The following is a 12,678-nucleotide window of genomic DNA, read 5'->3' as shown; positions in this document are numbered from 1 at the left end:
TACGGTAAAAATCAGTGTAAAGAACTCCGCAAGAACCGGGTTTCAGTGACAAAGGTGAATAGCTACTTTTGTATTGTAAATGAAATAGATATGACTACACAGGAACTGACTGATTATGAGCGTATCGCAAAGGCAATTGAATACCTGAAGGGGAACTTCAGAAAACAGCCTTCTCTGGAGGAAATTGCGGAGAATGTTTACCTCAGTCCTTACCATTTTCAACGCATGTTTACGGAATGGGCAGGGGTAAGTCCGAAGAAATTTACGCAATATCTGAGCGTAGAATATGCGAAATCTCTGTTAAAAGAGAAACAAACTTCCCTTTTTGACACGGCTATAGAAACCGGACTCTCAGGTACCGGCAGATTACATGATCTTTTTATGAATATAGAAGGGATGACGCCGGGAGAGTACAAAAACGGGGGCGAGGCACTATCCATCAATTATAGTTTTGCAGAAAGCCCGTTTGGCCCCCTTATTCTGGCGGCTACTCCAAAGGGACTTTGTTATCTCGCATTTGGAGAAAACCGGGATCTGGCTTTCTTGAACTTACAGGAACAATTTCCTAACGCGCGTTATACACAGGTATTGGATATGATCCAGCAGAATGCGCTATACTTTTTTACGCAGGATTGGAGTACGTTGGGAAAAGTGAAATTGCACCTGAAGGGAACCCCATTTCAGTTAAAAGTCTGGGAAGCGCTTTTACAGATCCCCATGGGTGATCTCTCCAGCTATGGAAAAGTGGCAATAGCGGCCAAAGCTGACCGGGCTTATCAGGCAGTAGGCACGGCTATTGGCAATAATCCGGTCGCTTTTCTCATCCCCTGTCACCGGGTAATCCGGTCAAATGGTGAATTTGGTGAATATCATTGGGGAAGTACCCGTAAAATGGCTATGATTGGCTGGGAAGCGGCAAAAGGCGCTTCGTCGGAAATATCCTGAATCTCCCGGTGTATCGGCATTACACCGTTATCAGACCATTATTCCTTCGCTCACCAACGAAGAAATGATGGTCTGATAGCGATGTAGTATGGAGATATATCGGAGACGAACAAATTGTCTCTGGCAAGACTCACATTTTTATAAATATTCAGTGTTATAGATGTATACATTGTTACATACAGATGAGGAATTATTTTAAAGCTTCTTTTATCATTGTTTGCCATTTTGATCGTAGTAAAAAAGGACCCGGATACTGCGATCAGGATGCTATTAAAATACCTATCTTGCATATATCCTAAATGATTGAAGGACAATTATATGTATTGATCAAGTCCACCTCATGTCCACCCCGCCTCCACTTCATACCCGGCGCCTCCTTATTTTATCGTCCGGCGTAATAAATATTTCATATACATTTTAGCAGTATCTTTACTACAATTAATTAAAACCCGATATTACATTTGCGTCACAGAACCATGTAATATTTAACCCTTTAAACTGTTAACTGAAAAACCTTGGAACGCCCAAATGACCCTGACTACATATACCATATATGCTCCTGAGGTGCAATCCGCTATTCGCATTGCACAGGCACTGGCCAAAGAACATCACCATGCAAATTATACACCTGCCCATTTATTGCTGGCATGTCTGCATAAGGAAGTCGGACTGACCCCGCAGCTACAGGCAATGGATATAGACACGTATTATCTTGAGGAATGGGCAGAAGTGAGGCTGGATAGTGTACCTAAAGCCGGCCGTTTACCAGAAGAGCCGGATGCTGACGAATATGCAGCCAATGTGCTGCAGGAAGCAGATGCGGTAAGACTGGAATACGATCTTGATGCGGCAGACGCATGGTGCGTACTTGTTGCCATCAGTACGCCGGGAGTAGGATTCTCTTTCGAGCAACTGAAGACATTTCCTTTGCAGCGGGCACAATTGCTTGCGCATTTCAATAAAAAAGATAGTAACGGCACTGCGCCAAAGACAACGATTGTCACCGGTAAAGGTGTTGTACAGAAATACATCTATAAACTCACTGATCCGCAGCGTTTGCAAACAAAACATGCACTCGCCGGCCGTGATGCGGAAGTGCGTATGATGATGGAAATACTGACCCGTAAAGGACGTTCCAGTATTCTGATCACCGGAGAAGGTGGCGTGGGTAAAACCGCGCTGGCAGACGCGCTGGCAAGGGCTATTGTACAAAAGCAGGCGCCTTTGCAGTTACAGCAGACGGACATTTATGCACTGGATTACGGTGCATTTATCGCGGGTGCTGCTTATAAGAATGAATTAGAAGACAGACTGCAACAGATCATGGCGCAGTTGCAGGAAGCGGGTCGCCATGTATTGTTCATTGATAATCTGCATACCCTGTTGGACAAACAACCGGGATCTGCAGGAGGCATCGGCAATGTGCTGAAAGCAGCTATGAATAAAGGTGATATCACCCTTATTGCAACCAGTACCCCGGAAGGTTTCCGTAAACTGATAGAGCCGGATGGACTGCTGCGGCACTGTTTTGAAGTGGTACAACTGGCAGAGCCGGATGAAGCAACTGCTGCCCGGATGATACAGGCAGTCATGCCTGATTATGAAAGCTATTATAACCTGAAAGTAGCGCCGGAAGTGATCAGTGAAGCCATTAAACTTTCACGTCGCTATCTGAAGGAAAGAAGTTTGCCGGACAGTGCTGTCAACCTGCTCGATCGTACATTGGCAGCCATACGTACCACACAGGATACCGGCAGGATCACACTGGATGACCTGAAAGGAAAACTCGAAGCAGCCGGTGATAGCCGGGAGGAATTACTCTGGTGGTATCAACAGTGTATGCAACGCTATAGCGCACTGGTAACTTCCCGTCTGCAACCGCAGCACGATATATACAAGATTGAAAATGCAGCTGCTCTGAAGACGGCATTGATCGATATCGTTTCTCAGCTGGAACCACTGGTAGAAACACAGCATATTGCTGTAACAGGGATTGACCTCGCAACAATGATCGCTGAAAGTACCGGCATTCCACTGGGTAAGATCCAGTCGGGCGAACGCGAGCGTCTGGTGAATATGGACCTCGAATTGCGGAAGAGGGTGGTAGGGCAGGATCATGCGCTTAAGACAGTCTCTGAAGCCATTCTGGAATCACGTTCCGGTCTCAGCAGACCGGGACAGCCAATAGGCTCGTTTTTCTTCCTCGGACCAACCGGAACCGGGAAAACGGAATTAGCGAAATCTTTGGCAGACTTCTTGTTTCAGGATGAACGGTGCATGATCAGATTTGACATGTCCGAATTTAAAGAAGAACACTCGGCGGCTTTACTATATGGCGCTCCGCCGGGCTACGTGGGATATGAAGAAGGGGGCCTGCTGGTAAATAAGATCCGCCAGCAACCTTATGCCGTAGTATTGTTTGACGAAATAGAAAAAGCGCATCCATCAGTATTTGATATTTTCCTGCAGATAATGGACGAGGGCAAATTGCATGACCGCCTGGGTAAAACCGGTGATTTTTCAAATGCCCTGATCCTGTTTACATCCAACATCGGTAGTGATGTGATCGCCCAGTCTTTCAGACAGGGAGTGATTCCCGCTTCACAGCAACTGATGGAGATCATGGCCAGAAATTTCAGACCCGAATTTTTAGGCAGGCTGACAGAGATCGTTCCATTTGGTCCCATTCAGCAGGAGAATGTCGTGAAGATATTTGATATCCATCTGAAACATCTGCTGCAATTGTTAACGCAGCAGCAAATAACCCTCGACGTTTCTGTCGCCGCAAGAGAAAAGCTGGCAGCAGAAGGGTATTCGCCGTTATATGGCGCACGTCCATTGAAAGAAGTGATCCGGAGCAGACTGAGAAAGCCCTTGTCAAGGATGATCATTGAAGGAAGTCTGCAACCCCATACGACCGTTAAACTGGATATTGACGCGCAGGGTGAGCTGCAATGGCAAACCGCTGCGCAGGGATAATCAGGAGAAACTGACAGAAGAACCATAGAACATTTATTGTTGTAAAAACCAATTGATATGAATGACAATTACGGGATTGGTGGTAATGAGGTGAAACTCGACGCCAATGAAGCCATTGTTGAGATCTCTCATAACCGGACCCTGTTTGCTGAAAAGTTGACCCAGCAAACGCCTGTTAAACCGGAAATCGTGCAGGGACTTACCACTGTAGAAGGAGTATTTGAACATTATAAACCGGCTGTAAACATGTTGTTTCATGATGCAGAAGGTCGTACTGTTCCCGAAAATCTCGAATTCCACAACCTGGGCGACTTCGGTATAAAAGGAATTACCGCACAGAGTACATTCCTCGACAACCTCGCCACAGAAAAAGAACAGTATCTGAAAATCATGAAACACCTTAAAACAAATAAGGTGCTGAAAGCTGCCCTTGCTGATCCTGCTGCCCGACAGGCACTGTTAGAATCAATAAGGTCACTGGTAGCTGATCTTGAAAAGAAATGATTGAAGCAATAAATGAACGAAAAATTAGGATGCAGGAAGTAGGAATTACGAATGAGTAATTCAATTTCCTGATGATGGATTTGCTGATTAAATCCTTTAATTGATGTCTGTTTAAATAGGGATAATCTTTATTCAGCATAGCATCTTTTAACCTTACATTCCTAATTCGTAATTCCTAATTCCTAATTGAAAATGTCTTATGGCTGAATTACAAAAACAGCAGGAGCAGCAGGACCAACTGCAGAATGCCCCCTCTCAACAAACCGCTCCTTCTCTACAGGAGAATATAGATATACTGGCAAAATTTGGTGGTTTTGACCTGCTTGAAGGTGCGATAGAAGGCGTGCAGAACCTGAACCCTGACCGTAAAGCACGTCGTAATATCTTCCTTACAGAAAGCACCAAAAAAGGTGAACGCGATAAGCTGAAGAAAACACTCGAACTCTGGGAAAAAGTACTGACGGAAGCACAGGACCTGCCTGATATGGTGAGCTTCTGTACCGAACATTCAGAACAGGCAGAGCGCGTATTGAATAATAACCTTGCAGAAGCAGTGGAAGCTACCCGTGAACTGGAACAATCTTACCGTAATGTGGCCCTGTTTTTCAAAAACACAGAGTCCGATAAGGTAAAGAATGTTGCCTTTATCAACGTGGAGCAAGACCAGCTGAAAGATCTGGATAACACCCGTTTTATTGATGCAATACATCAGGAGCTGGTGAGCAACTACGATCGGCTGGACTTGCGTGATAACTATAGTCTGCTGGTTATTCCCGGCTATCTTGGTTCGAACAAAGTACTGGAGAAATGGGCGAAGATCGCTTATGAAAATAAAACGATGCTCATCACTGACTTCTCTCATCTGGATGCACCGGATGATGTGATGGAAATGTTTGAACTGGCCAATCTCACCGGTGGTGAAATACACCGATCTAATGTAATGATGACCTGTAACTGGCTGGTAGGTCGTGGTAAGTTTGATGAGATCAACGAACAGGATAATCTGTACGTACCACCATCAGGCGCACTGGCCGGTAAAGTGTATAAAACACTCATGTCACAGGTAACAGCCGGTAAGAAATTTGGTGGCATGAATGAAGTAGACGGTGTGAAGTTTGAACTGAAGAAGAGTGAAATTGCCGGTCTGGAAAAAATGGGTCTGATACCAATGGTAAAAGAATATGGTAAGGTAATGGCCTTCAGTGCCAAGACCTTGTTCAACGGTGATAATATCGGTCTGCAGACTTATTCTGTAGTACGTGTATTCGACTACGTGACAAAGGTGCTGATGGACTTCCTGAACCGTCGTGCATTTGAAAACTTTAATGCCAACACACGTAAAGACCTGATGAAACAGATCATCCGGTTCCTTGATAGTATTACCGGTCCTGATAAACTGATAGAGGACTTTAACGTACGCAGATTCGAACAGGATCCTATACAAAAAGATCGTATCCACCTCAATATTCACCTGAAACCGTACTTCCCGGCCAAGAACTTCCTGATCAAAATGGAAGGACATAAGGGGGAAGATGCGACAGAATGGGATACTGAATATGAACAGGATAAAGCATAATATTAAAACAGCAAGGGCTGATCATGATCGATGGTCAGCCCACTGTTTTCATCACTAAAAAATTTCAAGAAAGGAAAAGATTATCAGATGAAGTATGTCTTAGCAGGCGTCTTCTGTTTTTTATTGTCATGGTGCAATGCACTGGGACAGTCACAGACAGATAGCATTATTACAACTAAAGGCGCTGTCACCCTTATTACCTGTGGATCCGCAATTACCACTTTTCAGATTGGAGATGGCAAGAACGCAGACTATGATTATCGCATAGTAGACGGTAATGTTGTATTTATCCGGCCGGTAGTAGCCAACCCAAGGCCCACCAATCTGGTGATCCGTGAAGGAGATAATATACATTACATGATACTGGCTTTCCGTGAAAGGGCAGAATTATCCAGATTAAAGTATACGCTCTCTGCCAGCGGATCAGTTAAAAATAACGGTAGTACAGGTACAGCTACCGGCAGCAGCGGAAGTACTGCTGCGGCTACAGGGGACAGCAATGAGGCCGATCCGGCAGAACAGGAAGATCCGGCAGTTGCAGCTGGTATTGATACTGTTACGGTAGGTAATATTGCAGAAGATTTTCGTAAACAACGTAAAGGTGGTCACCAGTATGAAACGACCGCTGACGGCATCACACTTACGTATTCACAGGCGATGAGTCTGAATAACCTCGTGTATTTCAGTTATCATATCAGGAACCGTTCAGGCGAGCCTTTTGTGATCGGTAAAGTGTCGCTGATGCATAAAACGAAACAGGATACGGCATCACTATTTACGATGCCGGTATTATACCGTAAAGGGACGGACGCCATAGCAGGAAAAGCAGATGAGAGCATTGTGTTTGTAGCGGCGGCCCGTGATTTCAAAAAGAATGATGAAATAATTCTGGTGATGTACAATAAGGCGAATAAGAATCAGATTGTATTATATACACCTGCCAGCGCCTTGCCAAAATATATGATCAGTAAATAACACGTACCACTGTGCGTATCCAACTCAAAATATTGTTTATTGTCAGTCTCTGGCTATGCACATTGACAGGCAATGCCCAGCAGGTGAATTTCTGTGGGGAATTCGTGCCTATGGAACGTGATTTCGTTTCCTACAAATTAATGGACGCTATAAAAGGTCATCTCCGGTATCGCAATTTTCTGCCGGTACTGAAAGCGAAGACGGACATTTACTTCCCTGTGATCATTCCCATACTGCATCAGTACAATATACCAGAAGATTTTAAGTACCTGCCTGTAGTAGAGAGTGGTTTTACCAATGCCACCTCTGCTGTAGGCGCACAGGGCGTGTGGCAGTTTATGCCTGAAACAGCAGCGGCCATGGGATTGGAAGTCAGATATGATAATGACGAACGTAATCATCTGCTGAAATCAACACATGCAGCGTGTCGTTATCTGCAACAATTATATAGTCAGCTGCATTCATGGACATTGGCAGCAGCGGCTTATAATGTAGGTGCCGGGAACATCTCCCGTAATATGAAAAGGCAGGGAAGCAGCGATTATTATCAGCTGGTGCTGAATAATGAAACTGCACAATATATCTATAAGATCATTGCTATTAAGCAGTTGTTTGAGAGTCCTGAATTGTATATGCCGGGCTTTGGATATAATGTTTTCAATAAGGGCAATGCAAATATGTCTGTGTTTTCAACACCTGCATCTGGTATCGGTCAGCCGGGACAAACGGCCGCTAAACCGTTGGAAAGTAACGCCGGCGATTTTAAATCTATCCGTATTACAGTTGATACCAAGACCCGGGGCAAAACACAAGTAGCCAGTGCGGCTTTTGCAGCGAAACTGCAAAAGAACAATACGTTTGAAGATGGTCAGCTGATAAGCATTTTGTTACTCGATGACCTGCAGGCTAATGGTGTGTATATTCGTAAGAACACAAAAATTTCAGGTCGCGGATGGATTGTGAGTGATCGTATTTATGTGGATCTGGGGTTTGGCAATACGATTACGTTATGTGATGCCGGTGGTAAAAAAGGAGTGCCTGCTGATGCTTTGAAGGCAGGGCAGGATGTGAGATTGTTGAAGATATGAGAGAAGTAAGGGAAAATCAGCAATTGAAATGCAGCGGAGATCGCGGCAAATATCTAAAAGAGAAGAGGCGTCCGCTTTAAGCGGACGCCTCTTCTCTTTTAGATATTTGTGGTAATGATGTTTGATTTTTAATTGCTTGTCACATCAATACCTCGTTCATATAAATCCTGTACGGATAGTTATTAGCTGAGCGCTCTTTCAGTTGCGATAATAATTCATCTTTAAGATACACCAGATTCACGGCTGCATAGGCTGTTGTAGGTTGTGATAATGTCAGCCTGATATCCAGTGTACGGGTATATCCTTCAGAGGCGCCGGGGAGGACAGAAACACCTTTGGCGACACTTACATTCCGCAACTCATTACCGACAACATAGCGGCAGAGTGCTTTGATATCTTCCGGTGTTACTACACGATCCCGGCTCAGCAGGTGATAACGGTAGAGGTTTACTTTTTCGTCGATACTGAGACGGTCTTTTCCGCCTTGTGTATTGGAAAGGAGTGTGATGGAACCCGGCTGTAGCTGTACGCTGCCATATTCCTGCAAACGTGTTCCCATGCGTATGTTATTCGCCAGACTTCCGTTTGTAGTAAAAAATTCAATGAAGAGGAAGTCTGCATCCTCCCGTGGTTTTACCATGAGATATGGAATATTACCACGATTAACGCTGGGTTGTAATTGTTCTTCCAGAGAGGCAATTAACTGATGTAATTCGCGGATGCGGTTGGCGACATAGTCATTGCGTACTTCTTCGAAAAGCGAACTTTCATCACGGATCACTTCAATGAGGTAGGCGATGATTTCTTTTGCTTCGCGGGTATCAAATCTTCCGATACCACTGCTGCGCACCACCAGTTCGCCTTCCTGCATTTCGCCGGCTGTTGTGAAGTTACGTACGTGATAGTCAGTACCACCGGTATCATGTACACGTTTGACATCGAAATAGATATCAGCAGTGTGCAGCGGCATGATGTTAAGGTAACGGTTCAGCCGCTGTGACTGTTCATTGATACGTTTGTTGACAACAGGGAAGCAGTTGATATTACAAAAGAGATCTTCCATCAGTGTATGCCGGATGGTCTCCGGGAATTCAATCCTGATCCAGTGTATATTGGGCTGGATTTTATTGAATGCGGTTCCGAATATATGTTGCAGCGTTTCCGGTGCGGGAGATTGCAGCGGAAGCGAAGTCGGTTGACTGATTGTCAGGAACTGATGGCGGAAGCGATGCAGGATCTGCTGACTGTAACGGGTGTTGGTATCAAAGGCAGGATGCATGATATTGTCAACAGCTTCAGTGGCGGCATCCTGACTTTGGCTATAGCCGCTTTTGACAGTCAGTTCTGTATTGTTGAGATAGAAGCGTGCAAGCGGAAGATAGTAGTAAAACATTTCCTGTTGATGCACGTTTCTGAGATCGAAGAAGAAAGACATTTCTTCTATGGAAGAGGGGCTGCCTTCCAGTGAAAGGCCTATCCACAGATGATTGGGTGGGGTGTCTGTCTGCAGACTACCTTGCAATATCTGTTCTTTAAACCAGTTATCACGCGTTTCAAAGAAGCGGTTGCCGATGGCGGTGTATTTGACCTGTCCGCGGAACAGGCGATGCCGGGTAAGCGGCATGAAGAAGAGGTCTTTTGAATTGAAGCCGCTTTTCGAGGTATAGAACAGCTGGTGTTCTGCATCGATAACGGTAGACGGTTCATTACTACCGGCATGTAATACGCCGTAGGCGGGCTGGCTGCTGGTGATGGGTTCCGGCATCATGATCTGCGCGAGTCTTTCTACCAGTCTTGCATGAGAGACGTCTACTTCGCCTGATATTTTTTCAAGTTCGCTGGAACAGGCTTCCAGCAGGAGTTGTACAATGGGATCGAAAGAAGATTCCACTTCTGCATCCGGATATCCCCAGAGTCTGGCGGCCGTTTTGAGCATACGGTCTTTTATCCTTTCTTTCTGTTCTCTTGGCATGACATAGGTTTAATCGTACGACAGCGGGCTTACATAGAAGAAGCTGCTGTAATGAAATGGAGTTTTATTGCGGGCAAGTGTACCGGTGATGGTCACCCGTATCTTTTTCTTGACCTTTTTGGCGGTAACACCACTGAGTTCCTCCTGGCTTACCATGGCCGACACCCTTACCTGAGTAATACGTTGTTCATAGCGCACGATGGCGCTTTTAACAGACAGTTCTACCTGCTCTTTGACTTCGTTGTTGGAAGCGCGGATATCGAAATCGAAATCCCATATCCGGCAGCCGTACTGCGGGTCGTCTTTATTCTCCCCGAGTACGGTGGTAATGAGCAACTGTATATGCTGGGCCACGGAGTCTTCCAGATTACAGTCAGGAAGATCCTTTTTCTGCAGGATCCGGGAAAAGTCCAGTGGCAGTTTATAATACTGGTTCTTCATATCATCTGGTCTGAAGTGATTAGAATATACCGAGGAATTTCCTGTCATATCTCACCCTGATTTCTTTCACACAACCGTTCTGATCTTTGATGAGGTTGACGAGTTCGATCTTAAAACGTTTCTTACCTCTGATGCGGGAACAAAAATGTGCAAAGGTGTCAGTGTCTTTATCATTCAGCAGCACCCTTGCATTCAGATTATCACAGAGGTAAGGGGAGAAGTCCGAAGCACTTTTCTGTTTATCTACTACCTGAGTGAGGAAGAACTTGAATTCATCATCCGAAACAGACGGTGTTTTAGGCTTATCCGGCACCGGAGCAGCACCTGCGTTAGGATCGACCGGTTTAGGGTCTTCAGGGAAAGGAATGGGGTCAAAATGGTCATTTCTGGGGCGTTGAGGAGCCGCATCAAAGACTGTGATCCTTTTTGTCACCATTTTACTACTGTCTCCATTGACGATCAGTGACAGGATGCGCTCACCCGGAGAGGCGAAGGTATATTTGACAGAATTGCCGGAATGCACTTCTGCATTGGGCTGAAGCAGTTGCCAGGACCAGCTGGATGCGCCGGGTGTATGGTTGCTGAAAGTCACCGGACGGCCTATGAAAACTTCCTCAGGACCTTCAATCAGCGGGTAGATATCACCACCGGCATCAGGGGCTTTTTCAGGAGGGGCATTGATGACAATTACTTCCTGTCGCCAGTCGCATTTTCCGCGATGGAGGATAACAGTGTAAACACCTGCTTTACTGAAGGCATGGTATACCTGTACACCCGGTGCGGAAGCGGTGGAATCTCCGAAATCCCAGTTAACGCCGGCAACGCCGCCGCCTTTGAGATCGGCTCTAAAAGTGATGACTTCACCAGCTGTAAATGTGGTGGATTTACCCGCACGTTGCTGGCTGGCTAACACAATGGCTGCGTCGGTACATACTTCTCTATTGGAGGCCTGGAATGCGAGCAATGCAATGCTGATAACCAGTAAACACAGGAATGTATACAACACCATTGGGTCAATGTGGCTTGTAATCTTGCTAAAGGGTCTATACGTACTTACTTTACGCTCATTTTGGGTCTTGCGCGGGGTCATGGGTTTTTCAATTTCTGCAATTTTAAATATTTTTTTACATAAATGACTAAACAACCTACATTCGTATTTCAATTTTTTAGTTAATTGCTGTGTCGGTTGAAAGCCTGAACAAGAACCCTGATTAATCGAAAAACCTAAATTTTAACCCGTTGATGGTAAATAATGCCCAAAAAGCCGCAGTGCTCGAAGAAGTAATCGATCATATACGTCGTCTCCATTATGATGTGCGTGCAGAAGTTGTTGTGGGAGAACTGCTGGATAATCAAGTGCAGGAGTCGGAAGTGGCAGTACAAATGCAGAATGTTTTTACAAGAGCTTTCAATAAAGATATCTTAGATGCACAATTAGATGATTCACAGCCATATCATCCTTTTATTACCTTAACACTTTCCCGTGACGGGTTGTATGACCGATTGCCGGAGGGCCTTTTTCACGCTTTTGCGCCGCAAAAACAGCAGGAAGTAAGTGAGATGGTGGCTAACTATAAAAAGCATCAGCAGGAGGAGCAGGAGGCCCGTAAATTCTTCCGTCCGCTGGAACATGAATTTTTCCTGCAACGTGTATTTCTGGAGCAAAGAGAGAAACACCTGTTATTTGATGCATTGGGAAAGGATGCCGACGAATTATTTCTATCTTTCTGGGGTATTCCGGATGGATTGCCCAAAGAACCGGTGAATAAACTTATCAGGTTATTACCGTATATTCATCGTATAGCAGGTAACCTGCCATTGGTGCAGTTATATCTGCAGGCCATACTGGATGAGCCGGTAGCCATTACATGTGAAAATGGTCCTGTTGCCGTATCCTCAGGTACACAGACCGGTCTGGGAGAATGCAGGCTGGGAGTAGATACGATGACAGGAAGCCTTTTTTATACCGATATGCCCAGAGTCATTGTGAAAGTTGGTCCTCTGCAACATCGCCGGGTATACGATTTCCTTTCGTGGCAGCCTTATGGCAAATTACTGGAAACCTGTCTGGGCTTTCTGTTGCCGGCGGATGTTGAAGCCGAAACTTTACTGGAACCACATCCGGATGAAAAACAAGTAGTTGTAAACGATAGCCGCAAGAAGGAAGGATTGATGGGATATAATTTTTTCCTATAGCA

The 12,678-nt window shown here is 45.3% G+C and carries 10 protein-coding genes; 7 read left to right on the top strand and 3 right to left on the bottom strand.

What is annotated here, in order from left to right; genetic code table 11:
- Positions 1-90 precede the first annotated feature (90 nt).
- The 6 genes from FEF09_RS12925 (at position 91) to FEF09_RS12900 (ending at position 8,067) form a co-directional block, all read left to right on the top strand.
- On the top strand, positions 91-945 hold the full coding sequence (locus FEF09_RS12925; RefSeq protein WP_146305495.1) for a bifunctional helix-turn-helix domain-containing protein/methylated-DNA--[protein]-cysteine S-methyltransferase: 855 nt from the start codon (positions 91-93) through the stop codon (positions 943-945).
- A gap of 528 nt (positions 946-1,473) precedes the next feature.
- The gene (locus FEF09_RS12920; protein WP_146305494.1) at positions 1,474-3,924 is read left to right on the top strand and encodes an AAA family ATPase; all 2,451 of its coding nucleotides are present in this window, start codon (positions 1,474-1,476) and stop codon (positions 3,922-3,924) included.
- Positions 3,925-3,981: 57 nt separating this feature from the next.
- The gene (locus tag FEF09_RS12915; RefSeq protein WP_012789968.1) at positions 3,982-4,428 is read left to right on the top strand and encodes a hypothetical protein; all 447 of its coding nucleotides are present in this window, start codon (positions 3,982-3,984) and stop codon (positions 4,426-4,428) included.
- Between the two features lie 199 nt (positions 4,429-4,627).
- Positions 4,628-6,004 carry a DUF5458 family protein gene (locus FEF09_RS12910; protein WP_146305493.1) on the top strand — a complete coding sequence of 459 codons (1,377 nt, stop codon included), beginning with the start codon at positions 4,628-4,630 and terminating at the stop codon, positions 6,002-6,004.
- Between the two features lie 87 nt (positions 6,005-6,091).
- Entirely contained in the window at positions 6,092-6,979 is an 888-nt protein-coding gene (locus FEF09_RS12905; protein ID WP_146305492.1) for a hypothetical protein, read from the top strand.
- Positions 6,980-6,990: 11 nt separating this feature from the next.
- Positions 6,991-8,067 (top strand): lytic transglycosylase domain-containing protein, encoded by a 1,077-nt coding sequence (locus tag FEF09_RS12900; protein WP_146305491.1) that lies wholly within the window; start codon positions 6,991-6,993, stop codon positions 8,065-8,067.
- 139 nt (positions 8,068-8,206) lie between these two features.
- Here the strand turns inward: FEF09_RS12900 and FEF09_RS12895 are convergent, their stop codons facing one another.
- Genes FEF09_RS12895 through FEF09_RS12885 form a run of 3 tightly spaced genes read right to left on the bottom strand, consistent with a single transcriptional unit; the run spans position 8,207 to position 11,489 of the window.
- The gene (locus FEF09_RS12895; RefSeq protein WP_146305490.1) at positions 8,207-10,039 is read right to left on the bottom strand and encodes a type VI secretion system baseplate subunit TssF; all 1,833 of its coding nucleotides are present in this window, start codon (positions 10,037-10,039) and stop codon (positions 8,207-8,209) included.
- Positions 10,040-10,048: 9 nt separating this feature from the next.
- The gene (locus FEF09_RS12890; RefSeq protein WP_146305489.1) at positions 10,049-10,528 is read right to left on the bottom strand and encodes a GPW/gp25 family protein; all 480 of its coding nucleotides are present in this window, start codon (positions 10,526-10,528) and stop codon (positions 10,049-10,051) included.
- Positions 10,500-11,489, bottom strand: coding sequence for a PKD domain-containing protein (locus tag FEF09_RS12885; RefSeq protein WP_146305488.1), 990 nt, complete (start codon positions 11,487-11,489; stop codon positions 10,500-10,502). The genes FEF09_RS12890 and FEF09_RS12885 overlap by 29 nt, the downstream gene beginning before the upstream one ends.
- Positions 11,490-11,722: 233 nt before the next feature.
- Here FEF09_RS12885 and FEF09_RS12880 point away from each other — a divergent pair, with 233 nt between their 5' ends.
- Positions 11,723-12,676 carry a type VI secretion system baseplate subunit TssG gene (locus tag FEF09_RS12880; RefSeq protein WP_186774324.1) on the top strand — a complete coding sequence of 318 codons (954 nt, stop codon included), beginning with the start codon at positions 11,723-11,725 and terminating at the stop codon, positions 12,674-12,676.
- Positions 12,677-12,678 lie beyond the last annotated feature (2 nt).

The organism is Chitinophaga pinensis (assembly GCF_007896845.1).
Taxonomy (GTDB): Bacteria; Bacteroidota; Bacteroidia; order Chitinophagales; family Chitinophagaceae; genus Chitinophaga; species Chitinophaga pinensis_C.
Note: the sequence above shows the minus strand (reverse complement) of the source record. Positions and strands in the feature narration are given on the sequence as shown.

Excerpts from the sequence above, each read along its gene's own strand:
- FEF09_RS12925 (WP_146305495.1), top strand. The coding sequence starts at position 91 with ATGACTACACAGGAACTGACTGATTATGAGCGTATCGCAAAGGCAATT.
- FEF09_RS12920 (WP_146305494.1), top strand. The coding sequence starts at position 1,474 with ATGACCCTGACTACATATACCATATATGCTCCTGAGGTGCAATCCGCT.
- FEF09_RS12915 (WP_012789968.1), top strand. The coding sequence starts at position 3,982 with ATGAATGACAATTACGGGATTGGTGGTAATGAGGTGAAACTCGACGCC.
- FEF09_RS12910 (WP_146305493.1), top strand. The coding sequence starts at position 4,628 with ATGGCTGAATTACAAAAACAGCAGGAGCAGCAGGACCAACTGCAGAAT.
- FEF09_RS12905 (WP_146305492.1), top strand. The coding sequence starts at position 6,092 with ATGAAGTATGTCTTAGCAGGCGTCTTCTGTTTTTTATTGTCATGGTGC.
- FEF09_RS12895 (WP_146305490.1), bottom strand. The coding sequence starts at position 10,039 with ATGCCAAGAGAACAGAAAGAAAGGATAAAAGACCGTATGCTCAAAACG.
- FEF09_RS12890 (WP_146305489.1), bottom strand. The coding sequence starts at position 10,528 with ATGACAGGAAATTCCTCGGTATATTCTAATCACTTCAGACCAGATGAT.
- FEF09_RS12885 (WP_146305488.1), bottom strand. The coding sequence starts at position 11,489 with ATGGTGTTGTATACATTCCTGTGTTTACTGGTTATCAGCATTGCATTG.
- FEF09_RS12880 (WP_186774324.1), top strand. The coding sequence starts at position 11,723 with ATGGTAAATAATGCCCAAAAAGCCGCAGTGCTCGAAGAAGTAATCGAT.